Raw genomic sequence first — 25,067 nt, forward strand, 5'->3', positions numbered from 1 at the left:
GCAGAGTGGACGTCGAACTGATCGAGCTGGCCGCCGCGCACGGCGTCGCCACCGGGTACCGCGACGGTGACCGCCGGCCCGTGAGCGTCGACGAGGACGTGGTCGTCCGGGTCCTCGCCCTCCTCGACGTCGACGCCTCGACCCCCGGCGCCCGCCGCGCCGCGCTGGACGCGGCCCGGGCCGACGCCGACCGGCTGCCCGGCACGATCGCCGTCCGCACCGACCGCTCGCGGGAGCTGCCCGGGCCCGGCGTGCTCGTCGACGAGGACGGCGGCCGCCGCGACATCACCGAGATCCCGGCCGGTCTCGCACCTGGCTGGTACACCCTCGAGATCGACGATCGCACGGTCACGGTGGTCGTCGCGCCGCCCGCGCTCCCCGACGCCGAGCGCGCCTGGGGCTGGATGCTGCAGCTCTACGCCCTGCACTCCGAGGCCTCGTGGGGCATCGGCGACCTCGGCGACCTCCGGGACCTCACCGCGTGGACCGGCCGCGAGCACGGCGCGCACGCGGTGCTGCTCAACCCGCTGCACGCGTTCACCCCGGTGCCGCCGGTGCAGCCGTCGCCGTACACGCCGTCGAGCCGCCGCTTCGGCACCCCGCTCGCGCTGCGGATCACCGACCTGGACGCCTACGCCCGCGCCGACGAGGCGACCCGCGCCGAGGTCGACGCGCTGGCCCCCGCGCCGGGCGAGCGGATCGAGCACGACCGCGTCTGGGCGGCGAAGCGGTCCGCCCTGGAGCTGCTCTGGCGCGCGGAGGGCCGCCCCTCCCCCGACGTCGACCCCGACCTGGCCGAGTTCGCGACCTTCTGCGCGCTCGCCGAGCGCCACGGCGCCCGGTGGAGCCGCTGGCCCGAGCACCTGCGCCGCCCGGTCGTCGAGGACGGTCCGCGCACCGCGTTCCACGCGTGGGTGCAGGTGCAGGTCCAGGAGCAGCTCCGGGCCGTCCGCGAGACCGCGCGCGGGGCGGGCGTCCGCGTCGTCCACGACCTCGCCGTCGGCTGCGACCCGGAGGGCGCCGACGGCTGGGCCCTGCAGGACGTGCTGGCGCTGGGCGTCCGCGTCGGCGCGCCGCCGGACGCGTTCAGCCAGCAGGGCCAGGACTGGGGCCTGCCGCCGTGGCGCCCCGACCGCCTCGACGCCACCGGCTACGCCGCCTACCGCGATCTCCTGCGCGCCCTGCTCCGCCAGGCCGACGGGCTGCGGATCGACCACGTCGCCGGGCTGTGGCGGCTGTGGTGGGTGCCGCCGGGCTGCTCGGCCGACCGCGGCACCTACGTCCACTACGACGCCGAGGTCATGCTCGCCGTCCTCACGCTGGAGGCCCACCGGGCGGGTGCGCTGGTGATCGGCGAGGACCTGGGGACGGTCGAGCCGGAGGTCACCGCGGGGCTCGCCGAGCGGCACATGCTGGGCTCGTCGGTGCTGTGGTTCACCCGCGACCTCGACGACCCGGGCGAGCCGCTGCTGGCCCCCGACCGCTGGCCCGACGACGCCGTCGCCACGGTCTCCACCCACGACCTGCCGACCGCCACCGGCTTCCTCCGCGGCGAGCACGTCCGGGCGCGCGCCGAGCTGGGCCTGCTCGACGACCCCGCGGCCGAGCGGGAGAAGGCGGCGGCCGACCGCGCGGAGCTGGTGGCGCTGCTGCACGACAACGGGTTCGCCGCCGCCGACGCGACCGAGGAGGAGCTCGTCGTCGCCATGCACGCCCTGCTCGCCTCGACACCGGCCCGGCTGGTCCTGGTCTCGCCCTACGACGTGATCGGCGAGGTGCGCCAGCCGAACCTCCCCGGCACCGTCGACGAGTACCCGAACTGGCGGCTGCCGCTGCCGGTGACGCTGGAGGAGCTGTACCGCGACCCGCGCGTCACCGCCGTCGTCGACGCCGTGCGAGCCGGCCGTGGCTGAGGCGCTGCGGTCCGCGGAGGTCCTCTGGGCGGCGTGGCGCAGCGGGGAGCGGATGGCCGCGCTGCCCGAGCCGCCCGCCGACGAGGCCGCGGGCATGGCGGTGCAGGACGCGCTGCGCACGCTCGTCGGGGAGTCCTACGGGTGGAAGATCGCGGCGACGTCGGCGGCCGGGCAGGCGCACGTCCGCGTCTCCGGTCCGCTGCCCGGACCGCTGTTCACCCGGTTCCGGTACGGGCCCGGCGACGTCCTGCCGTCGCACGACCTGCACATGCGCGTGGCGGAGGCCGAGTTCGCGTTCCGCATGGGCGCCGACGTCCGCCCCGGCGACGACGTGCTCGCCGCCGTCGAGGCGCTGCACCTCGCGGTGGAGCTGCCCGACTCGCGCTACACCGACTTCGCCGCCGTCGGCCCCGCCCAGCTGCTCGCCGACGCCGCGTGCGCGAGCCGGTTCGTGCTCGGACCGGAGGTCCCGGACTGGCGCGAGGTGGACCTGTCCACAGCGGGGACAGCCCTGTGGATCAACGGAGCGGAGGCCGCCCGCGGCGCCGGTGCGGCGGTGCTCGGGGACCCGCGGACGGCGCTGGCCTGGCTCGCCGCGGAGCTCCCGCGGTACGGGCACCACCTGCGGGCCGGCGACGTGGTCACCACCGGCACCACGACCACGCCCCCGACGATCGGGCCGGGCGACGCGGTCCGCGCCGACTTCGGCGACCTGGGCTCGGTGCCACTCTCCCTGCGCTGACCCCTCGTGCGCCTGCGTCTCGCGGCAATCACTGGCCCGTACCGGCCGGGTGATCGTTCCGAGCCGAGCCTCACGGTCGTCCGGACGACCACCGCGCTCAGTTCGTGGCGATCATGCAGCGGTAGGGCATCATCGGGCCGTGGAGTCGAGCCGACTGGACCGCTGGCTGTGGGCGGTGCGCCTGACCAAGACCCGCCCGGACGCCGCGACGGCCTGCCGGGCCGGCCACGTCCGCGTCAACGACCGGCCCGCGAAGCCGGCCACCCCGGTGAGCCCCGGCGACGAGGTCCGGGCGCGCGTCAACGACGTCACGCGGGTCGTCGAGGTGGTGCGGATCCTGCCGCGCCGCGTCGGGGCCGCCGACGCCGCCACCTGCTACGTCGACCACACCCCCGCACCCCCGCCGGAGATGGCGATCCCGGTGGCCCGCCGCGACCGCGGCGCCGGCCGCCCGACCAAGCGCGAGCGGCGCGAGATCGACGAGTTCCGCAGCGGCGGGCTCTGAGCGATCCGGTCGCGCCTCGGCGGGTCCTACGAGGATGTCGTCACGGTCGGCTCGATGGTGATCGTCGACGGTAGCGTCGTGGTCGGATCCGGGGTGCCCTCGTCGACCGGCGGTTGCGTCGTCGTCACCGGAGGACGTGTGGTGGTAGGCGGTACAACAACGATGGGCGGGTCCGCGGTGATCGGCGGAGGCGGGGTGTACGTGACCGTCGCGTCCGTCTCGCACACCATCTGCACGACCGACCCCTGCTCCGGCGGCAGGATCCGGATCACCACCTCCCCCTCGTCCTCGCTGCCGACGTTGCAGGGCAATCCCTGCAGCGCGTCGAGGCTCTCGATCCCGTCCCCTGCCGGCCCGCGCGGCCCTCGCGGACCCGTCGGCCCGGTCAGGCTCGCAGCCTGGCTCAGGGCGATCGCGTACTCCTGGAACGGGCCCCGTGTGGCGCACCGCCCGCCGCGTTGCGGGTCGACGACGCGGAGCATCCCGGTCCTGGTGCTGACGCAGCCGTGGAGCGCCTCGCCGCCGCTGTTCGAGCCAGCTGCGTACGCGACGGTCAGCGTCCCTGCCACCACCACCCCGACCGCGGCGCAGGACACGACGACGAGGGCACGGCGGGACAACCGGTTCACGAGTTCTCCGATACGGACGGCGCTGGGGGCGCTACAAGATCGCCTCGCCCGGTGCGTCCGTTACGTGCCCTGGGGCACGACGACCGCCACCACCGGCCGCTCCCCGCGCTCCCGCAGGCCCAGCGCCGTCACCGAGGCGACGATGACCGCCAGCCCGACCCACTGCGTCCACACCAGCTCGGTCCCGAGCAGCGTGACGCCGATGAGCGCCGCCGTCACCGGGAAGGCCATCTCCGCGAGCGTGGCGCGGGCGGCGGGGGTGGAGCGCAGGCCGACGTAGTACAGCGCCAGCCCGAGCAGGCCGGGGATCAGGGCGAGCAGCGCCAGCGGGCCGAGCTGGGCGGGCGTGACGGCGACGGGGCCGCCGGTCAGGGCGAGCACGACCGCGCTCGCCGGGAGCCCGATCGCGAACCGCAGCACCGTGACGTCCCGGCTGGAGATCCGCACGCTGACCAGGCGCCCCAGCACCGTGCCCACGGCCCACAGCGCCGCGGCGCCGACGGCGAGCAGGGCCGCGGTGACCGCCTGGGGCGCCGCGGACAGCGGGTCGCGGAACGCCATCAGCCACGCCCCGGCCAGTGCGGGCACCGCGAACAGCCAGTACCGGCCGCGCACCCGTTCCCCGATCAGCGCCGCGGCCACGGCGACCGCGATCAGCGGCTGGAGCTTCTGCAGGACGACGGGCGTCACCGGGTCGCCGTAGCGGAAGGCCTCGGTGAACAGCGCGGTCGCGACGGCCGACGCCCCCGCCCCGATCACGACGAGCGCCGCGCGCTCCCGCCCGGACGCCGCGCGGAAGGCCCGGTACGCGGCGGGCAGGAACGGCACCAGCACCACGACGATGATCAGGTGCTCCCAGAACACGATCGTCGCGGCCGGGAGCGCGCCGGCCAGCGGCTGGCGCAGCAGGGCGTCGGTCCCCCACAGCGCCGCGGCGAGCGCCACCAACCAGGTGCGATCGGGCCGCGCGGGATCGGAAGTGCCGGAAACGGGCGTTGCCCCCAGTCGGTCCACGACTGGGGGGCAACGCCGGAGAGCTCCGATCGATACCGGAGCGGGGGAGATCGATCAGCCGGTGACCGGGAGGCTGGCCTGCACCACGGTCGGGGACGGGGCCACGCCGGGCGCGTCGTCGGTCGAGTCGGCGTCGTCGCCGTTGTCGCCCGAGCCGTTGTCGTCGCCGTCGGAGTAGTCGTCGTCCTTGCCGTCGCCGTCGTCGCCGTCGTCGCCGCGGTCGGTGCAGGTGGCGGAGCCGACGGTGACGGTCTGCAGCGCGCCGTCCAGGTCGCCGCCGAGCGCGTCGGTCAGCTGGGTGAGGACGTCCTGCTCGGTGGCCAGGGTCGTCGGCAGCTCGACACCGAGCAGGTCGCCCAGCACCGGCAGCTGCGCCCGGTCCTCGGAGTCGAGGGTCTCGTTGACGCCGTCGCCGCGGCCCGGGAGGACCTTCAGCTCGATGCCGGTCACGGTCAGCGAGCCGTCGGCGTTGCGCGTCTGGTCGTTGAGGGTGACGGTGGCCAGCGGCGAGAGGTTGATCTCGGTGCCCGGGACGGCGGTCTCGGGGAGCGGCTGGCCGAGCAGGGTGCCGTTGACGATCTGCAGCCCGGACTCGTCGGGGTCGGCGTCCTCGCAGTGGGTGCGGATGACGTCCGCGCGCAGGATGTTCAGCAGCTCGACGCGGGCGACGCTGGTGTCGGAACGCCCGGCCTCGGCCGAGGCGTTCAGCACGCCCACGAAGATGCCGGCGGCGTCGTCGGGGGTGCGCTCACCCAGCCCGAGCACCTCCTTGCTGACGTATTCGCCGTCGAAGGACTCGACGCCTGCGGGGAGCGGGGCGATGTCCAGCAGCCCGGAGGCCGAGATCGCGTACGCGGAGTCGTTGAACGACTCCTCGTCGGCGAACGCCGGAGAGGCCCCCAGCAGCAGAGCGGCCGACACGGCCACGGTGGCGCCGGCACCGACGATCTTCTTGTTCCTCACGTACGTGATCCCCTTCAATCCTGATCGATCATGACGAGCGTGCCGAGCGGCACCTCGACGAGTTCATCGAGCGCGTCCTGCGGGACGCGGATGCAGCCGTTGCTGGCGGCCGAGCCGAATCCGTCTGCGGTCGGCCACGTGTGGATCGCGACGGTGCCCGGACCGCCGCCGAAGGTGTCGAGCGTCGGGCTGTGCGCCCCGAGCGGGAGGATCACCGGCGAGAAGTCCTGCGCCGGGTCGGTGAACGCGCCGAGGATGAAGGTGCGGCCGACGGGCGTCGGGGTGTCGGGCGCGCCGATGCCGATCTCCCACTCCCCGACGACGGACTCCTCGCGCAGCAGCTGCATCGTCAGCGAGCCCAGGTGCACCTCGACGCGGTACGGCGTGGTCGCGCGCTCCATGTCGGCGCTGCGGACCCAGCCGGTGGAGCCGAAGGGCTTCGACGGCAGCAGGATCTGCACCCAGTCGCCCTGCTCGGCGATCACCGGGAACCAGACGTCGCCGAACTGCGTCGGCTCGACGCGTGCGATCGGGGCACCCTCGGGGGCGTCGTGCACCGGCGTCTGGCGCTCCGGGTGCACGACGATCCCGTCGGTCGCCACCCCGGCGGCCGGGTCGACCGGCGCGCCCTCGACGACGCCGTAGGTGTCGGCCAGCGGCAGCGCCGCGATGTCGACGACCGGGGGCGCGTCGGAGCCCGCGGTGGAGGCGGGCCCGCTGCCCAGGAACGTGAACCCGAGGATCACCACGAGCACCAGCGCGACACCCCCGACCACCCAGGGGAGGAACGCCGGCCGTGACGACGACCGCGGACGGTCCGTGCGGACGGGGAGCGAATGCCGAGTCATGACCCACCCAACCGGGGCAGTGCGAACGGGGAAGGTGCCGCAGAAGAGTGACGGCATCCGCTCATCGAGTGCGACGAAAAGGCTATATCGGGCACTTCGGTACGCGAACGAGGGACCCCGACACGCTCTGTCGTCGCTCGGGCGCTCTGAGGGATCGGCACGATCACCCCAACGAGGGGGTATCGAACGAGTGACGGCCGATTCCATGAGAATCGGCCGATGACCCCGCTCCCCACCGTCGACGACGTCCGCGCAGCCGCCGAACGGCTGCGGGGCCACGCCCACCGGACCCCCGTCCTCACCTCGCGGCGGGTCGACGAGGCCCTCCTGACCTCGGTGTTCTTCAAGTGCGAGAACTTCCAGCGGATGGGGGCGTTCAAGTTCCGGGGCGCGTTCAACGCTCTGTCACGATTGGATGACGGCGCCCGCCGCCGGGGGGTCGTCGCGTACTCCTCGGGCAACCACGCGCAGGCGATCGCGCTCTCCGCACGGATCCTCGGCGTCCCCGCGACGATCGTGATGCCGCACGACGCCCCGGCGAGCAAGGTGGCCGCCACGCTCGGTTACGGCGCCGAGGTCGTGCGGTACGACCGCGTCACCGAGGACCGCGAGGCCATCGGCGCCGGCATCGCCGCCGAGCGCGGGCTGACGCTGGTCCCGCCCTACGACCACCCCGACGTCATCGCCGGGCAGGGCACCGCCGCGCTGGAGCTGTTCACCGACGTCGGCGAGCTGGACGCGCTGTTCGTCTGCCTCGGCGGCGGCGGGCTGCTGGCCGGGTCGGCGCTCGCGGCGCGGGCCCTGTCCCCCGGCTGCCGGCTCTACGGCGTCGAGCCGGAGGCGGGCGACGACGGGCGGCGCTCGTTCCGCAGCGGCGCGATCGTGCACATCCCGACGCCCGACACGATCGCCGACGGCGCGCAGACCCAGCACCTCGGCGAGCTGACGTTCCCGATCATCCGCCGCGACGTCACCGACGTCCTCACCGTCTCCGACGCCGAGCTCGTCGACGCGATGCGGGTGTTCGCGAGCACCCTCAAGATCGTCGTCGAGCCGACGGGCTGCCTCGCGTTCGCGGCGGCCCGCCGGCTCGCGCCGACGCTGCGGGGACAGCGGATCGGGGTGATCGTCAGCGGCGGCAACGTCGACCTCGACCGCTACGCCGCGCTGCTCACCTCGTGACCGGGGCCGCCGCGAAGAAGGTCCGCAGATCCCCCACCACCGCGTCCGGGCGCTCCATCGCGGCGAAGTGCCCGCCGTCGGGGAACCGGCTCCAGTGCACGATGCCGCTGTTGTCGCGCTCGGCGAACGCGCGGATCGTCTGGAAGTCGTCGGCGAACACCGCCACCCCGGTCCGGGCGGAGCTGACCCGCGGCTCGGCCCCGCTGCGCGCGTCCTCCAGGTAGGAGCGCGCCGCCGTCGCCGAGGTGTTCGTGAACCAGTACAGCGAGACCTGGGTGAGGACCTGGTCGCGGGTGACGAGGCTGGTGCCGTTGCCGAAGGACTCGAACAGCTCGCTGTAGGCGAGCTGGCCGACCGGGGAGTCCGACAGCCCGGCGGCGACGGTCTGCGGCCGCGACGCGTTCATCGCGTTGTAGCCGCCGACCGACTGGAACCACTGCATGTGCTCCAGCCCGGCGTAGTCGGCGGGTTCCAGGGCCTCGAACTCCGCCGGGTCGCCCGAGGGGAACGAGAACAGCTGCAGGACGTGCAGCCCGAGGAAGCCGGGCGGGTCGAGCAGGCCCAGCTCCCGAGCGATGATCGCGCCCATGTCGCTGCCGTGGACGCCGTAGCTCGCGTAGCCCAGGCTCCGCATCAGCGCGTCGAAGGTGCGGGCGGTGCGGGCGGAGGTCCAGCCGCGGTCGACCACCGGCGTGCTGAACCCGAAGCCCGGGATCGACGGGACGACGACGGAGAACGCGTCCTCCGCCCTCCCGCCGTGGGCCACCGGGTCGGTCAGCGGCCCGATCACGTCGAGGAAGTCGGCGAACGAGCCCGGGTAGGTGTGCACCAGCAGCAGCGGCGTGGCGTCCGCCTCGGCCGACGGCACGTGCAGGAAGTGCACGGTCTGCCCGTCGATCTCGGTGAGGTACTGGGGGAAGGCGTTCATCCGCGCCTCCTGGGCCCGCCAGTCGAACGCGGTGCGCCAGTGCTCGACGGTCTCCTGCAGGTGGTGGTTGGGCACGCCGTAGTCCCAGTCGTCGCCGGGGGCGGGGCGCGGCAGCCGGGTGCGGGCGAGGCGGTCGGCGAGGTCGTCCAGGTCGGCCTGGGGGATCTCGACGCGGAAGGGGCGGGGGTTCTCGGTCATGGGAGCACCGTAGGAAGGAATGCGGAACGGTACGTTCCGCTTCGTGCACGAGACCACCTCCCGGATCCTCAGCCTGCTCGCCCTGCTGCAGGTGCGGCCCCGCTGGACCGGGCCCGAGCTCGCCGAGCGGCTCAGCGTCACCACCCGGACGATCCGCAACGACGTCAACCGCCTGCGCGAGCTCGGCTACCCCGTCGACGCCGAACTCGGCTCGCACGGGTCCTACCGGCTCGGGCCGGGGGCCAAGCTCCCGCCGCTGCTCCTCGACGACGAGGAGGCCGTCGCCGTCGCGGTCGGCCTGCGGGCGGCCACCGGGATCGCCGGCATCGAGGAGAGCAGCGCCCGGGCGCTGACCAAGCTCGAGCACGTGCTGCCGCACCACCTGCGCCGCCAGGTGGGCGCGGTCCACGAGGCCACCACGCGCGCCCCGGACAACACCGACACCGACGTCGAGGACCCGACGGTGGACCCGGCCGTCCTCACCGCGGTGGCGAGCGCGATCCGCGACACCGAGTGGCTGCGCTTCGACCACCCCGGCTCCGACGTGCCGCTCGTCGTCGAGCCGTACCGGCTGGTCAGCTGGGTGCGCCGCTGGTACCTCGTCGCGCGCGACCCGGCCTCCGGCGCGTGGCGGACGTTCCGCGTCGACCGGCTCACCCTGCGGATGGCGACCCACCGCCGCTTCACCCCCACCCCGCTGCCCGGCGGCGACTACACCGCCTTCGTCCTGCGCGACGTCGCCTCCACCGGCTGGAGCGTGCACGCCCGGATCACCGTCCACGCGCCCGCCGACGCGGTGCTGGCCCGGATCAACCCGACCGTCGGGGTGGTGGAGGCCCTCGACGCCTCGACGTGCGTGCTGATGACCGGGGCCGACAGCCTGGAGATGATCGCGGTCTACGTCGGCATGCTCGGGCTCGACTTCCGCGTCACCGAGCCGCCCGCGCTGGTCGAGCACCTGCGCGTGCTCGCGGAGCGCTACGCCCGCGCCCTGCCGGACGGGCCCTGACGCGCGCCGTCCCCACATCGGTGACCTGCTCCGTGGGCCGGGGAACACCGCCGGATGGTGTGCCAGACTCCGGAGGACGACGGTGGAGGCGGGGTGGGACGGATCGGCATCGACGTCGCCCTGCCCGACCAGCGGCCGCCGAGCGCCCCCGAGGTGCTGTGCGACCCGGGTCGCCTGCTGGCGCTGGCGCAGTCGGGGCTCGACTCGGAGTCGGACCCCGCGATGGAGCTCGTCGCCCGGCGCGTGCAGCGCTGGCTGGACGTGCCGGTCGCGCTCGTGACGCTGGTGCAGCCCGAGCAGCAGGTGTTCCCCGGGCTCGTCGGGCTCCCCGAACCGTGGGCGTCGCGCCGCGCGACCCCGCTCACCCACTCGTTCTGCCAGCACGTCGTGACCACCGCCCAGCCGCTGATCGTGGAGAACGCGCCCGAGCACCCGCTGGTCCGCGACAACCTCGCCGTCCCCGACATCGGCGTGATGGCGTACGCGGGCATGCCGCTGACCGACGCCGACGGGCACGTGCTGGGCTCGCTGTGCGCGATCGACACCCACCCGCGCGCCTGGACCCCCACCCAGATCGACGTGCTGCGCGACCTGGCCTGGGGCTGCTCGGTCGAGCTGCGGCTGCGCCTGGCGCGCTTCGACGCCGAGCAGGAGCGCACCCGCCGCGACGCGCTCGAGAGCACCCTGCGCGAGTCGTTCGAGCAGAGCCAGTCGCTGCTGGAGGTCTCGCAGGCGTTCACCCGCACCGCGACCGTCGCCGACGTCCGGGACCGGATCGTCGAGCTGGCCACCGGTCGGCAGGCGCCCGCCTACGTCGGCATCTCGCTGCTGCAGCCGGACGGGCGGCTGCGCCGCTACGACGACGCCGGGCCGCTGAGCGCCACCGGCCGCGACGCCGACGGGTCGTGGTCGCTGTACCCGGTGTCGGCGGAGGCGCCCTCGGCGGCGGCGGTGCACCAGGCGCGGATGGTGCACCACGGCGACCGGCCCGCCTTCGACGCGGAGTACCCGGCACCGGCGCGGCAGGCGCTGCGCGACCTCGGGCTGCACTCCGTCGTGGCCGCCCCGCTCGTCGGCGACGACGGCGTGCTCGGCTCGCTGCTGCTGGGCTGGGACGAGCCGCGGTCCTTCGACCCCGTCGAGCTGCTGACGCTCAGCACGGTCGCCGGGTTCGCCGCCCAGGCGCTGCACCGGGCCGAGCTGCTGCAGCACCGGATCGGCGTCGCCCAGCAGATGCAGCAGGCGATGCTCGCCCCGCTGCCCACCGTCGCGGGGCTCCTCATGGCCGCGCGCTACCGGCCGGCCGACTCCCGCGAGCACGTCGGGGGCGACTGGTACGACGCGGTGCTGCCGACGGCCGACCCGTCGCTGGTCGCGGTGTCCGTCGGCGACATCGCCGGCCACAACCTCGCGGCCGCGATCGCGATGGGGCAGGTCCGGCCGATGCTGCGCCAGGCCTGCTTCGACCACGCCACCGCGGCCCCGTCGCACGCGCTCGCCGCGCTGGAGACCGCCGGTGCGGGGCTGGGCGTCACCGCGATGGGCTCGGCGATGCTCGCCTACCTGCGCGCCGGGGCGGGCCGGACGTGGTCGGTCACCTGGACCAACGCCGGCCACCCGCCCCCCGTCGTCCTCGCCCCGGACGCCCCCGCCCGGCTCCTCGACGAGCACGACCACCTGTTCGGCGTCGGCCCGCTCGCGCACCTCCCCCGCCGCGACCACGACGTCGTCCTCGCCCCGGGGACCACCCTGTTCCTCTACTCCGACGGGCTCATCGAGAGCCGCGGCGACGACATCGACGCCGGGATCGACCGGCTCACCGCCCTGCTCGACGCGCACCGCCACCTGACCTGCCAGGAGCTCGTCGACCTCTCCATCGACACCCTGGCCACCGACTCCCCCGACGACGTCGTCGCGCTCGCCGTGCGCATCCCGGCCATCTGACTCCGTGTGATCTGCATCACATCAACGGCCGCAGGTTCCCGGGCCTCGGCCCTACCGTTGCCGGCCATGGACGTCACCGAGATCCGCCGCCACATCGTCGACACCCTGCCCGGGACGGACGTCCTGGAAGCGGCCGGAGACCTGTTCTTCGTGCACGACCCCGACCGCGACCTGCCCGACGCGCGCAGGATCCCGTGGGCCACGATCGTCACCTCGAACGCCTACGACGACGGGTCCGACCTCGACCGCCCCGGGGTGTTCCGGCTCAACGTCGGGCTGACGAAGGACGAGTTCGCCCGCCGCTTCCCCGCCGGCGGCGAGCACGACCCGACCGCGCTGGACGTCCTGCTGCCGCACCCGACCTACGGCGACCGGTACTGGGCGTGCGTGCTCAACCCGGACACGACCTGGCCCGAGGTCCGCGACCTGCTCGCCCGCGGCCACGCCCGCGCCGTCCGCCGGCACGCCGCCGCCGCGGCCCGCCGGGAGGCGTCCCGGGGTGCGACCGGACGCGTGCCCGAGGTCGAGGGGGGCACCCGCCCGACGACGTCCGGCTGACCCCGACGATCGATCCCCTCGATCGACTCCGTGCCGCTCAGGTACGCAGGGCCTGGCCGACCCGCGCCGCCTGGCCGGTGAGGTGGCGGCGCTCGGGGACGGTGGGGGCGGAGCGGGCGGCGTCGGCGTACAACCGCGCCGCGGCGGCCAGGTCGCCGGCCTTCTCGTGCAGGTGCGCGGACGCCGCGGCGTACCGGGGCAGGCCCGGGTCCACGTCGGACAGCGCGGCGAGCCCGGCGGCCGCCCCGTCGGCCTCCCCGACCGCGACGGCCCGGTTGAGCGCCACGACCGGGCTCCCGGTGATCCGCAGCAGCTCGTCGTACCAGCCGACGATCTGCGGCCAGTCGGTCTCCTCGGCGCGCGGGGCGTCGGCGTGCAGCGCGGCGATCGCGGCCTGGGCCTGGAACTCGCCGAGCCGGTCGCGCGCCAGGGCCGCCTGCAGGATCCCGACGCCCTCGGCGATGAGCGCGGTGTCCCACCGCGAGCGGTCCTGCTCGGGCAGCGGGACCAGGATGCCGTCGCCCCGCGTCCGCGCCGGGCGCCGGGCGTGGTGCAGCAGCATGAGCGCGAGCAGCCCCGCGGTCTCCTCGTCGCGCGCCCGGCCGGCCAGCTCCCTGGTCAGCCGGATCGCCTCCGCCGCCAGGTCGACGTCGCCGGTGTAGCCCTCGTTGAAGACCAGGTAGAGCACGCGGCGCACCGTCGCCGGATCACCCGGCCGGTCGAACCGCACGTCGGCGACCGTCCGCTTGGCCCGGCTGATCCGCTGCGCCATCGTCGCCTCCGGCACGAGGTAGGCCGCGGCGATCTGCCGGGTGGTCAGGCCGCCGACGGCGCGCAGCGTGAGCGCCACCGCCGACGCCGGCGTCAGCGACGGGTGGGCGCACAGGAAGAACAGCGCGAGCGTGTCGTCGACGGTCTCGGCCGGCCCCGGCGGCGGCTCGTCCTCGACCCGCTGCTCCCTCGCCCGCCGCGAGACCTCCGAGCGGTGGGCGTCGAGGAACTTGCGCCACGCCACCGTGACCAGCCAGCCCCTGGGGTCGGCGGGCCGGCCGTCCGGCCAGCTCAGGGCGGCCTGCAGCAGCGCCTCCTGCACGGCGTCCTCGGCCGTCGCGAAGTCGACCCCGCGACGGACGAGGACACCGATCACCGCGGGGGTCAGCTCCCGCAGCAGGAGCTCGTCCGCCCCGGTCACTCGGTGACCGTCGGCGGGGTGCCCATCAGCGGGCGCAGCTCGAGCCACTCGTGGATCGGCTCCCCGCCCGCGCCGGGGGCGGCCGACAGCTCGCCGGCGAGGGCCAGCGCGCGGTCGTAGCTCTCGACGTCGATGATCATCCAGCCGGCGATCAGGTCCTTGGTCTCCGCGAACGGGCCGTCGGTGACCGGCGGGCGGCCCTCCCCGTCGAAGCGGACGAAGGTGCCCTCGGGCGAGAGCGCCTGGCCGTCGACGTACTCGCCGGTGCCCTCGAGCCGGGCGGCGAAGTCGTTCATGTAGCGGATGTGGTCCTCGACCTCCTGCGGGGTCCACTGGTCCATGGGGACGTCGTTGACCCCCTTCGGGGCGCCGCGGTAGTGCTTCAGGAGCAGGTACTTCGCCATGGTGGATCTCCTCGGTCCGTGCGGCCCCGGTGGCCGCATCCGACCCTGGGACGGAGCCGGCACGCCGGTCTCGACATCGTTGGGCGAACTCTCTCCGGTCGACTTCCGCCGGTGCGGGCCACCGGCCGGCGGATCCCCGCCGACCGGTGCCCCGGTGCGGATCAGCCGCTCATGCCGCCGTCGATCGCGAACGTCGTCGAGGTGATCATGGCGCTCGCGTCGGAGGCCAGGTAGAGCGCGGCCTGCGCGATCTCCTCGGGGGTGGTGTGGCGCCCCAGCGGGATCATGCCGTCGAACACCTCGGCCGCGTCCTGCTGCGACTTGCCGGTGGCCGTCATCTCGATGGCGTCCTGGAAGGGCGTCGAGGTCGGTCCGGGGTGCAGGGTGTTGACCCGGATCCGGCGCTCGGCCAGCTCCTTCGCCGCGGACCGCATCAGGCCGACCTGCCCGTGCTTGGCCGCGACGTAGGCCGACAGGTCCCCGAACCCGACCAGCCCGACCACGCTCGAGGTGATGATCACGCTGCCGCCGTCGTTCAGGTGCGGGACGCCGTGCTTGAGCACGTGGAAGGCGCCCTGGACGTGCACGGCGAGGGTGCGGGCGAAGACGTCCGCCGGGTAGTCGACGATCTTGCTGATCGCCCCGCTGATGCCCGCGTTGCTGAACAGCACGTCGTAGCGCCCGTAGTGGTCGGCGCCGGCCCGGACGGCGTCGCGGACGGCGTCCTCGTCGGCGACGTCCGCGACCGAGGTCAGCGCCGCGTCCGCGCCGAGCTCGTCGGCGGCCGCCTTCAGCGCGGCCTCGTCGATCCCGACGAGGTGCACCCGCGCACCCTCGGCGACGTACAGGCGCGCCGACGCCAGCCCGATGCCGCTCTCGCCCCCCGTGATCAGCGCGACCTTGTCCTGCAGTACACCCATCGTCGGGTCCTCCTGATCGTGTGGTGGGTGGTGCCGCACCGATTGTGGACGAGATCCCGCGCGCCGCACCCCTTGCTCGGCCGGCGGAGCAGCCGGTGTACTTCCGGGGCCGGCGTCGGACGAAGGGACCAGTTCATGCGCGCAGCCGTCTACCACGGAGTCGGTGACATCCGGATCGAGGACGCCCCCGAGCCGCGGCCCGGCCCGGGCGAGGTCAAGATCCAGATCGCGCACAACGGGGTCTGCGGTTCCGACCTGCACGAGTACTTCTCCGCCCCGACGTTCGTCCCGCTCGAACCGCACCCCCAGACCGGCGCCGCGGCGCCCGTCGTGCTGGGTCACGAGTTCTCCGGGACCGTGGTGGAGGTCGGCGAGGGCGTCACGTCCGTCGCGGTCGGGCAGCGCGCCGCGCTGCGGCCCACCTACTCCTGCGGCACGTGCGCGTCCTGCGTGCGGGGACTGCCCAACATCTGCCGCGTCCTCGCCTTCCACGGCCTCAGCGCCGCGGGCGGCGGGCTGTCGGACTTCACCGTGATGCGCGCGGACATGGTGCACCCCCTGCCCGACGGGGTGTCCCTGGAGCTGGGCGCGCTCGTCGAGCCGATGGCCGTCGGGCACCACGCGGTCGACCGCTCCGGGCTGACCCCGGACGACACCGCCGTCATCGTCGGCGCCGGGCCCATCGGCATCGGCCTGTGGTTCGCCCTGCGCGCCCGCGGCTTCGCCCGCGTCCTGGTCAGCGAGACCTCGCCGCAGCGCCGGGCCGCCATCAGCGGGCTGGGGGCCGAGGAGGTCATCGACCCCCGGGAGACCGACCTGACCGACGCGGTGCTCCGGCTCAGCGACGGCGTCGGCGCGGCCGCGGTCTTCGACGCCGCCGGCGTGGGCGCCGCGATCGAGCACAGCATCCCCGCCCTCGCCCCGCGGGGGAAGATCGTCGTGGTCGGCATCCACGAGCAGCCGTTCGGCTTCAACCCGACGAGCCTGCTCCTGCAGGAGGTCGAGGTCGTCGGCTCCATCGTCTACGACGACTCCGACTACCGGGCCGTCATCGAGAACATGGCCGCCGGCCTCTACGACACCACCGGCTGGGTCGAGCACACCCCGCTCTCCGGGCTGCTCGACGCCTTCGACGAGCTGCGCGCCGGCCGCAAGATGAAGATCCTCGTGGACCTCTGACGCGGGCCGGTGCCGGTCACCGCGGGGGGAGGACGTCGTCGATCACGACCGTGACGTCGGCGGGCTCCAGGTCGGTGAGCTCCCGGATCCGGGCGGCGACCGTGCGCCGGACGCGCTCGCCGAGGGCCACCAGGTCGGTGCCGTAGCCGGCGGCCAGGGTGATCTCGACCGCCGTGCTGGCGCCGGTGGCCCCGGCCGCGACTCCGGGTCCCCCCAGGTGCCTCGACAGCGCGACCCGCACCCCGGGCACCTCCTGCGCGCTCTGCCGGGCGGTGGCCACGACCACGCGGGCGGAGATGCGGACGAGCCCCTCCGCCGAGGGCACGAGCCCCCAGTCGGTGTGCTCGACGGCCTGGCGGATCTTCTCGAGCGCGGCCTCGAGGATGCTGTCCGGCGCCTCGACCCGCTCGGCGGCCAGGTCCCGCACGGGGGCCCACAGCCGGTCGTACTCGGCCAGGGCCGCCCGGCAGTGCGGGCACCCCTGCTGGTGCGGGTCGCGCTCGTCGGCCCGGCCGTCGGCGACCTGGTCGAGGACGCCCTGCACCTCCCGCCCGCAGGCCAGGCGCCCGTCGCTGTGCGGAAGGGTCATGACCAGCTCCGCAGGGTGTCGAGCAGGTGGCGCCGGGCGCGGTAGAGCCGCCCGCGGACGGTGGCCTCGGAGACGTCCAGGATCGTGGCCACCTCCTGGTAGCTCAGACCTTCGATCTGCTGGAGCACGAACACGGCCCGCAGGTCGGGCGGCAGCGACCCGATCGCCCGCAGCGTGGCCGCGCTGCGCTGCCGCGCGACGACCTCGTCGTCGGCGCCGACGGTCGGTGGATGGTCGGAGTCGAGTATCGGGCGGCTCGGGGGGCGTTGTCGAACGACGTTGAGGCAGCGGTTGACGACGATCCGGTAGAGCCAGGTCGTGAACGCCCCCTCCCCCGCGAACCCCGCGAGCGCGGTCCAGAGCTGGATGACGACGTCCTGGGCCACGTCCTCGGCGTCGTGCGGGTTGGCCAGCATCCGCAGGGCGATGCGGTAGATGCGGTTGCGGTGGCGCCGGACCAGGACCTCGTACGCGTCGACGTCGCCGGACTGGGCCTTCCCGATCAGCCAGTCGTCGGCGGCGGCGTCGAGCTCGTCGTGCTCCACCGCCACCCTCCGGTCCCGTTCGACACCTGCGCGCTCCACGCGCCCGACCTGTACGCCGTCCCGAGGACGGACCGGATCCCTACCGCGCGGACGGGGCCGCGCCGGTGGTCGCCCCGCCGCGGCGGGCCAGCGGCCCGCGGGAGCGACGGCGCAGCCAGTCGCGCCCGTACTTGAGGGCCCGGCTCGCGGCACCGGGCCCGTTGCGGCGCTCCAGGGCGTCACCCACCGTCCCGAGCAGCGCGCCCAGGATCGGCGCGCCGATCGCGAAGAGCGCCCACATGCGCAGTCTCCTGCTCAAGAACACCCACATCAGGTTCTCCTCCTCGTCGGTCACCCTGAGCGACACCCGGTCCGGGCACCTGCTCGACACCTGTTGGACACGTGCCGGGGCGCGTCCTCACGGCCACCGGACTGTTTCCCCGATCTCGTCCGCTCCAACCACGGCCGATCTACCCGCCGTCGGCGACATTCCGGCAGGTCAGAGCGACACGCCGTGAAGAACGCACGATCCCAGTGGTGATTGCCACAGCAACTACCGCTGGACGGCTCCGCGTGCTCATCATTCGTCGACACCGCCGGACGGGCCACCCGCCGGGGCGAGGTGACCAGGGTCACGTCAACCCGGCGTGACGACCGGCCGCCGCCGGTGTCGAACCAGAGCGAGTCGCGGAACGGGATGACCGGTCCGCGGTAGCGCCGTCCTCCCCGCACGATCCGACCCAGGAGTTCGCATGAGCAGCCCCACCAGCCAGCCCGCCACCACCCCGAAGCCGTCCCCGAGCCCGGGCGCCGGCCCGCTGGCCACCGGCCAGGGCACCACGAAGATCGCCGAGGCGGTCGTGTCGAAGATCGCCGGGCTCGCCGCCCGCGAGGTCGGCGGCGTCCACGCCCTCGGGGGCGGGGCGGCCCGCGCGTTCGGCGCGATCCGCGAGCGCATCCCCGGTGCGGCCACCAACGCCTCCCAGGGCGTGTCCGTCGAGGTCGGCGAGAAGCAGGCCGCGGTCGACATCGACGTGGTCGTCGAGTACGGCGTCGCGATCGCCGACCTGGCGAAGGCCATCCGGCGCAACGTCATCTCCGCGCTGGAGCGCATGACCGGGCTCGAGGTCGTCGAGGTCAACGTGTCGGTCAACGACGTGCACCTGCCCTCGGACGACGCGGACGGCGACGACAGCCCCGCCGAGCCCCCGCGCGTGGCGTGACGCTCCCGCCCCCACCGGCGACGTCACCGGCGACCGGGGCCGAGCCGATCGGCACCGGTCCCGTGGCCGCCCACCTCGTCGACGCCGACCTGATCGTCGCCGCCGTGCTGGGCTGCCACTCGGTGGCCGCCCTGCACGGCGGCCGGTTCGGGGAGGTCGCGACCTACCTCCCCGGTCGGCGCGTCCCCGGTGTCCGCCACGACGGCGGGCGGGTCGCGGTCCACGTCGTGGGCCGCTACCCCGCCTCCGTCACCGACATCGCCGGCCAGGTCCGGGACGCGGTCGCCGCGGTCCTGCCCGGCCCCGTCGTCGACGTCACCGTCGAGGACTACCTCGACCCGCACCCGCCCTCGCACAAGGAGTGACCATGGTCCCCGCAGTCAACAACGGCCAGCTCGGCCTGATCGTCGGGCTCGTCCTCGGGATCGCCGGCGCGTTCGGCGGCTTCTCGGCGTTCGTCGTCGTGCTGCTGCTCGGGGCGGTCGGCCTGCTGGTCGGGCGCTACCTCGACGGCCAGCTCGACCTCTCCGAGCTCTCGGAGCGCTCCGGGCTGACCGGCCGCGGCTCCGACCGGCGACGCGGATGACCGTCGCCGACCTGGTGCCGCCCGCCGCACCCCACGTCCCGGCCGGGCGGCACCGCGCACTGCGGGAACCCGCCCTGCGCGGGGACCTGCACGTCGCGGACGGGGTCGTGGAGAAGATCACCGCGACCGCGCTGGGCGAGGTCCCCGAGATCGGTGGCACGGCCCGGCGGGTCCTGGGCGTGGCGGTGGGGTCCGACGACCTGCCGCACGTCACGGCCACCGTGTCCGGCGGGGCCGTCGTCCTCGACGCGGCCGTGTCGGTCGTCTACCCGGCGCCGGTCGCGCCCGCCACCGACCGGGCCCGTGCGCACGTCGTCGACCGCGTCGGCGAGCTCACGGGCCTGCGGGTCGAGCGGGTCGACATCACCGTCACCGCCCTCACCCGCCCCCCGATCTCACCCCGCCGACGGGAGCTCACGTGATCCGCCGTCCCCGCCGGACGGTTCCGGCCACCGTCGTCGCGCTCGTCCTGCTCGCCGCTGCGGTCCTGGTCGCGGTCTCGGGCGTCCAGGTGCTGCTCGGCCGACCCCCCGTCGTCCCGTTCGGCGATCTCGCCGCCCTCGGCGCACAGGTCACCCTCGCCGATCCCGCCGTCGTCGCCGCGGCGGCCGGGACCGCGCTGGTCGGGCTGCTGCTCCTGGCGCTCGCCCTGCGACCCGGGTCCCCCACCGTCCTCCCGCTGAGCGACGGCGGCTCGGGGATCGACACCGGCATCACCCGGCGCAGCCTCGACCGCGCGTTGGCCGACGCCGCCGGGCGGGTCGACGGCGTCCGGTCCGCGACGGTCCGGTCGCGCCGCACCCGGGTCCGCGCCGACGTCCGACCGGCGTTCGGCGATCCCGCGCAGCTCAGGTCCCGGGTCCGGGAGCAGCTCGCCGAGCGGCTGGCCGGGATCGGCCCCGCCTCCACCCCGCGGATCACGGTCCGCGTCGTCCGACCGAGGAGGACCTGATGGCGTCCCCGAACCGTCCCGCCCGGCTCAACCGGACGCTGCTCGCCGTCGTCGGGCTGGTCCTGCTGCTCGTGGGCGCCGTCGGCGTCGCCGCCGGGGCCGGGCTGCTGCGCGGCATGCTCCCCGCGGTCGACCCGGGCGTACCCCTGCTCCCCGCCGAGCTCGCGCTGCCGCAGTGGGCGACCTACGTCGCCGTCGCTGGTGCGGTGGTCGTCGGGCTGCTGGCCCTGCGCTGGATGATCGCCCAGGCCCGGCGCCGCCCCCCGACGGAGACCTGGCGGCTGCCCGCCGCCCCCGTCGACGGAGCCGACCGGGGATCCACCACGATCGACTCCGACGACGTCGCCGACGCCTTCGCCGCCGACATCGAGACCTACCCCGGCGTCCTGTCCGCGGCGGCCGCGCTCACCGGCCCCCGCCACCGGCCCGACCTGCACCTGGAGATCACCGCGGGCACCGACGTCGATCTCGCGGACCTGCGCGGACGCATCGCCGAGCACGCGCTGCCCCGCCTGCGCAGCGCGATGGACATCGAGGGCCTGCGCGCCGACCTGGTCCTGCGACTGGACACGACGACCGCCGACGCGCCGGCCGTCCACTGAATCCGCTCGTGCGGATCTTCTGCTCTTGAGGAACCGCACAAGCTCGTTCTACGCTCCTCCTCATGACGCGTCTGCTGATCGGCATCGCGGCGCTCGTCGTCGGGCTGCTGGTGGGGTGCGGCGCCCCTGCCGTCGCGCCGGCACCCGCGGGAGCTCCGGCCGAGGTCCCACCGGTCGGCACCGTCCGCCTCACCGGCGACCTGGTGGCCCCGACCGGCGTCACGCTCGAGGACCTGGCCGCGCTGCCGCAGCAGACCGTCGAGGTCTCCTTCGGCAGCGGCCAGGGCCGGCAGACCCGCACCGAGACCGGCCCCGCCCTCGCCGACGTCCTGCCGGCGGACGCGCTGGCCGTCGCCCCGGACCGCCACAACGACCTCCTGTCGTTCGCCGTCCTCGCGGTCGGCTCCGACGGATACACCGCGGCCGTCGCCTACGGCGACGTGTCGGCCGACTTCGGCGACCGCGGCCTGCTGCTGTCCCTCGTCGAGGACGGGCGGGCGCTGGAGCGGCCGCGACTGGTCGTGCCCGGCGACGTCCGCGGCGGGCGCTACGTCAGCGATCTCGTGGAGCTCCGTGTCGTGCGGGTGCGGTGACCGGTGCGCGTGCCACAGTGCCCCGTGACCGCGCCCCCGATGGGCCCCGCCGCCATGCTCCCCGGCTGGTGGACGCTCATGCCGCTGGGCCCCGACGGCGAGCACCTGTGGGCGCGCATCGTGCGCCTGCTGCCGCCGGAGTGGACCCAGGAGGACCGCTGGGCCGTCCAGCTGCGCCGCGACGCCGACACCTGGTGGGTGAAGTGCGCCCCGTCCGCCCAGTTCCCGGTGTGCGACGTCGACCCGACCGGGTGAGGGCGGGACCGGTCCCGCCCTACCGCTCGCCCGCCCCGCGCGGCCGCAGGTCGGCGAACCGGGTGAGCTGCGTGACGTGCTTGGGCTCGAGCTCTTCGATGCTGGTCACCTGCAGCAGCTTCATCGTGCGCACGATCTGCTCGGACAGGATCTCGATCATCCGGTCGACGCCCTCGCGCCCACCGGCCATCAGGCCGTAGAGGTAGGCCCGGCCGACGAGGGTGAACTTCGCCCCCATCGCGATCGACGCGACGACGTCGGCGCCGTTCATGATCCCCGTGTCGATCATGACCTCGACGTCGTCGCCGACCTCCCGGACCACCTCGGGCAGCAGGTGGAACGGCACCGGGGCGCGGTCCAGCTGCCGCCCGCCGTGGTTGGACAGCACGATCGCGTCCACCCCGAGGTCGGCCAGGCGCTTGGCGTCCTCGACGTTCTGCACGCCCTTGATCGCGATCCTGTGCGGCCAGATCTTCCGGATCTCGGCCAGGTCGTCGTAGTCGATCGACGGGTCCATGGCCGCGTTGAGCAGCTCGCCGACGGTGCCCCCGGTCGAGGACAGCGAGGCGAACTCCAGCTTCGGCGTGGTGAGGAAGTCCCACCACCACCACGGCCGCGTCATCGTGTTGGCCACGGTGCGCAGGCTGATCTGCGGCGGGATGGAGAAGCCGTTGCGCTTGTCACGCAGCCGCGCGCCGGCGACCGGGGTGTCGACGGTGAAGAACAGCGTGTCGAACCCGGCCGCGGCCGCCCGCTCGACCAGGCCGTAGGAGATGTGCCGCTGGTTCATGACGTAGAGCTGGAACCAGTTGCGGCCGTTCGGATTCGCCTCCTTCACCGTCTCGATCGACGAGGTCCCAAGGGTGGACAGGCAGAACGGGATGCCCGCCGCACCGGCCGCCCCGGCCCCGGCCTCCTCTCCCTCGGTCTGCATCAGCCGCGTGAACCCGGTGGGCGCGATACCGAAGGGCAGGGCGGACGTGCCGCCGAGGATCCGGGTGGTCGTGTCGACCGTGGAGACGTCGCGCAGGACCGACGGGTGGAACTCGATGTCCTCGAACGCCTGGCGGGCCCGGCTCAGGGACAGCTCGCCGTCGGCGGCGCCGTCGGTGTAGTCGAACGCGGCAGCGGGCGTGCGCCGCTTCGCGATCCGGCGCAGGTCCTGGACGGTCAGCGCGGACTCGAGACGGCGCTTGCGGCCGTCGAACTCGAACCTCTTGAACCGCAGCAGCTCCAGAACCTCTGCCGGCCTCGGGGCCTGACGCTTCACCATGACTTCTCCTTCTGGGCATGCTGTGGTCTGACCACACGGTAGCAACGTGGTCAGACCACAGCAAGTACCCTCTCCCCATGCCCGCCGGACCCCGCGCCTCCGAACTCGTCCTGGCCCACGTCGAGGCCGAGCTCAGCGCCGGCCGATTCACGCTGGGCGGCCGGCTGCCTGCGGAACGGGCCCTCGCCGAGCAGCTCGGGATCTCCCGACCCTCCGTCCGCGAGGCGATCCGGGCGCTGGAGGTGCTCGGTGTCGTGCGCACCGGGACCGGCTCCGGCCCCGACGCCGGCGCGGTGATCGTCGCGAACCCGGCGGCGGGGATCGGCGCGGCACTGCGCCTGCACCTGGCGACCACCGGGGTGTCCGTCGGCGACGTCGTGCAGCTGCGCGTCCTGATCGAGGGGTGGGCACTGCGCGAGGCGGCCGGCCGTCCCGACGCCGCCGTGTTCGCCACCGCGGCCGCTCTGCTGGACGAGATGGACGCCGAGCCCGACCCCCACCGCTTCATCGACCTCGACACGGCCTTCCACACCAGCCTCGTCGGCCTGTGCGGGAACGTGCTCGTCACGGCCGTCATGACCAGCGTCCGCGGCGCCGTGCGGTCCTACATCGGGACCGGGGCCACCCGCCTCCCCGACTGGGGCGCGACGTCCGAGCGGCTCCGCGCCGAGCACCGGCGCATCTACGACGCCGTCCGCACCGGCGACGCCCCGCGCGCCGAGCGCGAGGCGATCGCGCACATCACGGGGTACTACCGCGACTCGGGGTTCGGCTGAGCACGGTCGGGCCGGTCGCTGGTGACGGTGGGCCCCCGGGGGATCGAACCCCGAACCCGCGGACTCCCGCGCGATCATCTCCGACTTTCGTGGACATCCCGCGTGACCTGCGAGAACCACTCCCCCGACCTCTGATCGTTCGTGATCGTTCGGCGCCCCTCTGAAGACGTTTCATGTCCCAAAAGTGTCCACAGGATCTTGAGCTGCACCGTCCCGCCGAACTCGCGCCGGCCGTTCTCCGCCCACGCCGGGAGCTGGTGGTGATCTCCTCGCGGCGCGGGTGGAACCCTGCCGGGCCGAGGGGTGGGGCGCAAGGCACGTCTTCCCGCCTTGCGCCCCACCCCTCGGCCCGGTAGCCCTCGGGCGCGCCGTGAGGAGATCACCACCCCCGCCGCACCTCCCCCGATCTCCGAGTGGTGTCGGGTTCGGGCGGAGCCCGTGCACTTTCACCCATCACCGCTGAGAGCTAGCATCGCTCTGTGGCGATGAGTTGTTGTCCTGACGATGCAACCCCGGCGGTCGCGCTGTTTCGATCCCTCGGTGACCCCGCCCGATTGGCGATCGTGTCCCGCCTGGCACAGGGAGAGGCCCGGGTGGTCGACCTGACCCGCTTGCTGGGGTTGGCGCAGTCAACGGTGTCCAAGCACCTGGCCTGCCTCCGGGACTGCCAGCTCGTGGACTTCCGCACGGAGGGGCGCCAGTCCTACTACTCGTTGACCCGCCCTGAACTGATCGACCTGCTGCGCAGCGCAGAGCTGCTGTTGGCCGAGACCGGAGCTGCGGTGGCGCTGTGCCCGGTCTACGGCGAACCGGCGCAGACCATCGAGACGAAGATCGTGACGACCTCATGACGTCCGTCGCGCTCTCGTCCGATCGTCGGGCCGTTCTGCGCCGCCGTATTCGATGGCTGGTCGCCGGCACGATCACCTACAACCTGGTCGAGGCTGTGGTGGCCCTCGCGGCCGGAACAATCGCCTCCTCGGTGGCCCTGATCGGATTCGGCCTGGACTCACTGATCGAGGTCAGCTCGGCCGCGGCGGTCGCCTGGCAGTTCGCCGGCTCCGATCCTCAGCGCCGGGAGCGGGTGGCGCTACGGGTCATCGCCTGGTCGTTCTTCGCGCTCGCGGCCTACGTGACGGTCGAAGCGGGTCGTGCGCTGCTGGGAGGAGCTGAGGCAGAGCGCTCGACCGTCGGCATCGTCCTGGTGGCCGTGAGCGTGGTCGTCATGCCGTTCCTGTCGCTGACGCAGCGCCGGGCGGGGAGAGAGCTGGGCTCGGCCAGCGCGGTGGCGGACTCCAAGCAGACACTGCTGTGCACCTACCTGTCCGCGGCGGTCCTTATCGGCCTGGTCCTCAACGCGACGCTCGGGTGGTGGTGGGCCGACCCCGTCGCCGGCCTGGTCCTCGCGGTGCTCGCCGTGCGGGAAGGTCGTAACGCGTGGCGCGGTGACCTGTGCTGCGCTCCGACGCCCAATGCGGCATCCGGACCGGCGTCGACGTGCACGGACGGTTGCTGCTCGTCGTGACTGAGCCGTACTGACTCTGAGATCAGGCACGTTCTCGGTGG

The 25,067-nt window shown here is 74.2% G+C and carries 31 protein-coding genes; 19 read left to right on the forward strand and 12 right to left on the reverse strand.

The window, feature by feature from the left end:
• Positions 1 to 5: 5 nt before the first annotated feature.
• The 3 genes from malQ to H6H00_RS05775 all read left to right on the forward strand — a co-directional run bounded on the left by malQ (position 6) and on the right by H6H00_RS05775 (position 3,160).
• Positions 6 to 1,913, forward strand: a complete 1,908-nt coding sequence (gene malQ, locus H6H00_RS05765) for a 4-alpha-glucanotransferase (RefSeq protein ID WP_221775805.1) — start codon at positions 6 to 8, stop codon at positions 1,911 to 1,913.
• A complete protein-coding gene (locus tag H6H00_RS05770) occupies positions 1,906 to 2,655 on the forward strand; it encodes a 2-keto-4-pentenoate hydratase (protein WP_255425593.1) in 750 nt (249 codons plus the stop codon). The genes malQ and H6H00_RS05770 overlap by 8 nt, the downstream gene beginning before the upstream one ends.
• Positions 2,656 to 2,794: 139 nt before the next feature.
• On the forward strand, positions 2,795 to 3,160 hold the full coding sequence (locus H6H00_RS05775) for an RNA-binding S4 domain-containing protein (RefSeq protein ID WP_185720306.1): 366 nt from the start codon (positions 2,795 to 2,797) through the stop codon (positions 3,158 to 3,160).
• 26 nt (positions 3,161 to 3,186) lie between these two features.
• Here H6H00_RS05775 and H6H00_RS05780 read toward each other — a convergent pair whose 3' ends face one another.
• The 4 genes from H6H00_RS05780 to H6H00_RS05795 all read right to left on the reverse strand — a co-directional run bounded on the left by H6H00_RS05780 (position 3,187) and on the right by H6H00_RS05795 (position 6,542).
• A complete protein-coding gene (locus H6H00_RS05780) occupies positions 3,187 to 3,756 on the reverse strand; it encodes a hypothetical protein (protein ID WP_185720307.1) in 570 nt (189 codons plus the stop codon).
• Between the two features lie 93 nt (positions 3,757 to 3,849).
• Complete coding sequence (locus H6H00_RS05785; protein WP_185720308.1) at positions 3,850 to 4,734, reverse strand: DMT family transporter; 885 nt, start codon at positions 4,732 to 4,734, stop codon at positions 3,850 to 3,852.
• A 123-nt stretch (positions 4,735 to 4,857) separates the two neighbouring features.
• Positions 4,858 to 5,766: a choice-of-anchor P family protein gene (locus tag H6H00_RS05790; protein ID WP_185720309.1), complete on the reverse strand. Its 909-nt coding sequence runs from the start codon at positions 5,764 to 5,766 to the stop codon at positions 4,858 to 4,860.
• Positions 5,767 to 5,780: 14 nt separating this feature from the next.
• Positions 5,781 to 6,542, reverse strand: a complete 762-nt coding sequence (locus tag H6H00_RS05795) for a L,D-transpeptidase (protein ID WP_185720310.1) — start codon at positions 6,540 to 6,542, stop codon at positions 5,781 to 5,783.
• A 291-nt stretch (positions 6,543 to 6,833) separates the two neighbouring features.
• On the opposite strand from H6H00_RS05795, the gene H6H00_RS05800 reads away from it, so the two are divergent.
• Positions 6,834 to 7,796 carry a threo-3-hydroxy-L-aspartate ammonia-lyase gene (locus tag H6H00_RS05800; protein WP_185720311.1) on the forward strand — a complete coding sequence of 321 codons (963 nt, stop codon included), beginning with the start codon at positions 6,834 to 6,836 and terminating at the stop codon, positions 7,794 to 7,796.
• Here the strand turns inward: H6H00_RS05800 and H6H00_RS05805 are convergent.
• Complete coding sequence (locus H6H00_RS05805; RefSeq protein ID WP_185720312.1) at positions 7,786 to 8,922, reverse strand: epoxide hydrolase family protein; 1,137 nt, start codon at positions 8,920 to 8,922, stop codon at positions 7,786 to 7,788. The genes H6H00_RS05800 and H6H00_RS05805 overlap by 11 nt on opposite strands.
• Positions 8,923 to 8,965: 43 nt before the next feature.
• Here H6H00_RS05805 and H6H00_RS05810 point away from each other — a divergent pair, with 43 nt between their 5' ends.
• From H6H00_RS05810 to H6H00_RS05820, 3 genes are all read left to right on the forward strand, one after another.
• Positions 8,966 to 9,931 carry a helix-turn-helix transcriptional regulator gene (locus H6H00_RS05810; RefSeq protein ID WP_185722193.1) on the forward strand — a complete coding sequence of 322 codons (966 nt, stop codon included), beginning with the start codon at positions 8,966 to 8,968 and terminating at the stop codon, positions 9,929 to 9,931.
• 93 nt (positions 9,932 to 10,024) lie between these two features.
• Entirely contained in the window at positions 10,025 to 11,875 is a 1,851-nt protein-coding gene (locus H6H00_RS05815) for a GAF domain-containing SpoIIE family protein phosphatase (protein ID WP_185720313.1), read from the forward strand.
• 66 nt (positions 11,876 to 11,941) lie between these two features.
• Positions 11,942 to 12,433 carry a DUF6194 family protein gene (locus H6H00_RS05820; protein WP_185720314.1) on the forward strand — a complete coding sequence of 164 codons (492 nt, stop codon included), beginning with the start codon at positions 11,942 to 11,944 and terminating at the stop codon, positions 12,431 to 12,433.
• Positions 12,434 to 12,470: 37 nt separating this feature from the next.
• Here the strand turns inward: H6H00_RS05820 and H6H00_RS05825 are convergent, their stop codons facing one another.
• The 3 genes from H6H00_RS05825 to H6H00_RS05835 all read right to left on the reverse strand — a co-directional run bounded on the left by H6H00_RS05825 (position 12,471) and on the right by H6H00_RS05835 (position 14,949).
• On the reverse strand, positions 12,471 to 13,625 hold the full coding sequence (locus H6H00_RS05825) for an RNA polymerase sigma factor (protein WP_185720315.1): 1,155 nt from the start codon (positions 13,623 to 13,625) through the stop codon (positions 12,471 to 12,473).
• Positions 13,622 to 14,029 (reverse strand): YciI family protein, encoded by a 408-nt coding sequence (locus H6H00_RS05830; protein ID WP_185720316.1) that lies wholly within the window; start codon positions 14,027 to 14,029, stop codon positions 13,622 to 13,624. Before H6H00_RS05830 ends, H6H00_RS05825 begins: the two co-directional genes overlap by 4 nt.
• Positions 14,030 to 14,190: 161 nt before the next feature.
• Positions 14,191 to 14,949, reverse strand: coding sequence for an SDR family NAD(P)-dependent oxidoreductase (locus H6H00_RS05835; protein ID WP_185720317.1), 759 nt, complete (start codon positions 14,947 to 14,949; stop codon positions 14,191 to 14,193).
• A 135-nt stretch (positions 14,950 to 15,084) separates the two neighbouring features.
• Here H6H00_RS05835 and H6H00_RS05840 point away from each other — a divergent pair, with 135 nt between their 5' ends.
• The gene (locus tag H6H00_RS05840; RefSeq protein WP_185720318.1) at positions 15,085 to 16,128 is read left to right on the forward strand and encodes a 2,3-butanediol dehydrogenase; all 1,044 of its coding nucleotides are present in this window, start codon (positions 15,085 to 15,087) and stop codon (positions 16,126 to 16,128) included.
• Between the two features lie 16 nt (positions 16,129 to 16,144).
• On the opposite strand, the gene H6H00_RS05845 is transcribed toward H6H00_RS05840, so the two are convergent.
• The 3 genes from H6H00_RS05845 to H6H00_RS05855 form a co-directional block, all read right to left on the reverse strand.
• On the reverse strand, positions 16,145 to 16,717 hold the full coding sequence (locus H6H00_RS05845; protein WP_185720319.1) for an Asp23/Gls24 family envelope stress response protein: 573 nt from the start codon (positions 16,715 to 16,717) through the stop codon (positions 16,145 to 16,147).
• Positions 16,714 to 17,262: an RNA polymerase sigma factor gene (locus tag H6H00_RS05850; RefSeq protein WP_255425594.1), complete on the reverse strand. Its 549-nt coding sequence runs from the start codon at positions 17,260 to 17,262 to the stop codon at positions 16,714 to 16,716. Before H6H00_RS05850 ends, H6H00_RS05845 begins: the two co-directional genes overlap by 4 nt.
• 79 nt (positions 17,263 to 17,341) lie before the next feature.
• Entirely contained in the window at positions 17,342 to 17,608 is a 267-nt protein-coding gene (locus H6H00_RS05855; RefSeq protein WP_185720320.1) for a hypothetical protein, read from the reverse strand.
• Between the two features lie 385 nt (positions 17,609 to 17,993).
• Here H6H00_RS05855 and H6H00_RS05860 point away from each other — a divergent pair, with 385 nt between their 5' ends.
• From H6H00_RS05860 to H6H00_RS05895, 8 genes are all read left to right on the forward strand, one after another.
• Positions 17,994 to 18,464: an Asp23/Gls24 family envelope stress response protein gene (locus tag H6H00_RS05860; RefSeq protein ID WP_185720321.1), complete on the forward strand. Its 471-nt coding sequence runs from the start codon at positions 17,994 to 17,996 to the stop codon at positions 18,462 to 18,464.
• Positions 18,461 to 18,829 (forward strand): hypothetical protein, encoded by a 369-nt coding sequence (locus H6H00_RS05865; protein ID WP_221775806.1) that lies wholly within the window; start codon positions 18,461 to 18,463, stop codon positions 18,827 to 18,829. The genes H6H00_RS05860 and H6H00_RS05865 overlap by 4 nt, the downstream gene beginning before the upstream one ends.
• Positions 18,830 to 18,831: 2 nt before the next feature.
• Complete coding sequence (locus tag H6H00_RS05870) at positions 18,832 to 19,050, forward strand: hypothetical protein (RefSeq protein ID WP_185720322.1); 219 nt, start codon at positions 18,832 to 18,834, stop codon at positions 19,048 to 19,050.
• Positions 19,047 to 19,472 carry an Asp23/Gls24 family envelope stress response protein gene (locus H6H00_RS05875; RefSeq protein WP_185720323.1) on the forward strand — a complete coding sequence of 142 codons (426 nt, stop codon included), beginning with the start codon at positions 19,047 to 19,049 and terminating at the stop codon, positions 19,470 to 19,472. The genes H6H00_RS05870 and H6H00_RS05875 overlap by 4 nt, the downstream gene beginning before the upstream one ends.
• Positions 19,469 to 20,002 (forward strand): DUF6286 domain-containing protein, encoded by a 534-nt coding sequence (locus H6H00_RS05880; RefSeq protein WP_185720324.1) that lies wholly within the window; start codon positions 19,469 to 19,471, stop codon positions 20,000 to 20,002. Before H6H00_RS05875 ends, H6H00_RS05880 begins: the two co-directional genes overlap by 4 nt.
• Complete coding sequence (locus tag H6H00_RS05885; protein WP_185720325.1) at positions 20,002 to 20,604, forward strand: alkaline shock response membrane anchor protein AmaP; 603 nt, start codon at positions 20,002 to 20,004, stop codon at positions 20,602 to 20,604. The genes H6H00_RS05880 and H6H00_RS05885 overlap by 1 nt, the downstream gene beginning before the upstream one ends.
• 62 nt (positions 20,605 to 20,666) lie before the next feature.
• A complete protein-coding gene (locus H6H00_RS05890; RefSeq protein ID WP_185720326.1) occupies positions 20,667 to 21,197 on the forward strand; it encodes a molybdopterin-binding protein in 531 nt (176 codons plus the stop codon).
• 24 nt (positions 21,198 to 21,221) lie between these two features.
• Entirely contained in the window at positions 21,222 to 21,452 is a 231-nt protein-coding gene (locus H6H00_RS05895; RefSeq protein WP_185720327.1) for a hypothetical protein, read from the forward strand.
• Positions 21,453 to 21,471: 19 nt separating this feature from the next.
• On the opposite strand, the gene H6H00_RS05900 is transcribed toward H6H00_RS05895, so the two are convergent.
• Positions 21,472 to 22,725, reverse strand: a complete 1,254-nt coding sequence (locus H6H00_RS05900; RefSeq protein WP_185720328.1) for an alpha-hydroxy acid oxidase — start codon at positions 22,723 to 22,725, stop codon at positions 21,472 to 21,474.
• A 77-nt stretch (positions 22,726 to 22,802) separates the two neighbouring features.
• Between H6H00_RS05900 and H6H00_RS05905 the strand changes: the two genes are divergently transcribed.
• From H6H00_RS05905 to H6H00_RS05915, 3 genes are all read left to right on the forward strand, one after another.
• On the forward strand, positions 22,803 to 23,501 hold the full coding sequence (locus H6H00_RS05905) for a FadR/GntR family transcriptional regulator (protein ID WP_185720329.1): 699 nt from the start codon (positions 22,803 to 22,805) through the stop codon (positions 23,499 to 23,501).
• Positions 23,502 to 23,986: 485 nt separating this feature from the next.
• A complete protein-coding gene (locus H6H00_RS05910; protein WP_185722196.1) occupies positions 23,987 to 24,352 on the forward strand; it encodes an ArsR/SmtB family transcription factor in 366 nt (121 codons plus the stop codon).
• The gene (locus H6H00_RS05915) at positions 24,349 to 25,026 is read left to right on the forward strand and encodes a cation efflux transmembrane domain-containing protein (RefSeq protein ID WP_185720330.1); all 678 of its coding nucleotides are present in this window, start codon (positions 24,349 to 24,351) and stop codon (positions 25,024 to 25,026) included. The genes H6H00_RS05910 and H6H00_RS05915 overlap by 4 nt, the downstream gene beginning before the upstream one ends.
• Positions 25,027 to 25,067: the final 41 nt, after the last annotated feature.

The sequence above is a fragment of the Pseudonocardia petroleophila genome (genome assembly GCF_014235185.1).
GTDB lineage: Bacteria > Actinomycetota > Actinomycetes > Mycobacteriales > Pseudonocardiaceae > Pseudonocardia > Pseudonocardia petroleophila.

Coding starts and splice junctions, on each gene's coding strand:
- H6H00_RS05910 (WP_185722196.1), top strand. CDS start 23,987: ATGAGTTGTTGTCCTGACGATGCAACCCCGGCGGTCGCGCTGTTTCGA.
- H6H00_RS05835 (WP_185720317.1), bottom strand. CDS start 14,949: ATGGGTGTACTGCAGGACAAGGTCGCGCTGATCACGGGGGGCGAGAGC.
- H6H00_RS05830 (WP_185720316.1), bottom strand. CDS start 14,029: ATGGCGAAGTACCTGCTCCTGAAGCACTACCGCGGCGCCCCGAAGGGG.
- H6H00_RS05890 (WP_185720326.1), top strand. CDS start 20,667: ATGACGCGTCTGCTGATCGGCATCGCGGCGCTCGTCGTCGGGCTGCTG.
- H6H00_RS05860 (WP_185720321.1), top strand. CDS start 17,994: ATGAGCAGCCCCACCAGCCAGCCCGCCACCACCCCGAAGCCGTCCCCG.
- H6H00_RS05800 (WP_185720311.1), top strand. CDS start 6,834: ATGACCCCGCTCCCCACCGTCGACGACGTCCGCGCAGCCGCCGAACGG.
- H6H00_RS05905 (WP_185720329.1), top strand. CDS start 22,803: ATGCCCGCCGGACCCCGCGCCTCCGAACTCGTCCTGGCCCACGTCGAG.
- H6H00_RS05845 (WP_185720319.1), bottom strand. CDS start 16,717: ATGACCCTTCCGCACAGCGACGGGCGCCTGGCCTGCGGGCGGGAGGTG.
- H6H00_RS05840 (WP_185720318.1), top strand. CDS start 15,085: ATGCGCGCAGCCGTCTACCACGGAGTCGGTGACATCCGGATCGAGGAC.
- H6H00_RS05885 (WP_185720325.1), top strand. CDS start 20,002: ATGGCGTCCCCGAACCGTCCCGCCCGGCTCAACCGGACGCTGCTCGCC.
- H6H00_RS05820 (WP_185720314.1), top strand. CDS start 11,942: ATGGACGTCACCGAGATCCGCCGCCACATCGTCGACACCCTGCCCGGG.
- H6H00_RS05915 (WP_185720330.1), top strand. CDS start 24,349: ATGACGTCCGTCGCGCTCTCGTCCGATCGTCGGGCCGTTCTGCGCCGC.
- H6H00_RS05875 (WP_185720323.1), top strand. CDS start 19,047: ATGACCGTCGCCGACCTGGTGCCGCCCGCCGCACCCCACGTCCCGGCC.
- H6H00_RS05900 (WP_185720328.1), bottom strand. CDS start 22,725: ATGGTGAAGCGTCAGGCCCCGAGGCCGGCAGAGGTTCTGGAGCTGCTG.
- H6H00_RS05870 (WP_185720322.1), top strand. CDS start 18,832: ATGGTCCCCGCAGTCAACAACGGCCAGCTCGGCCTGATCGTCGGGCTC.
- H6H00_RS05805 (WP_185720312.1), bottom strand. CDS start 8,922: ATGACCGAGAACCCCCGCCCCTTCCGCGTCGAGATCCCCCAGGCCGAC.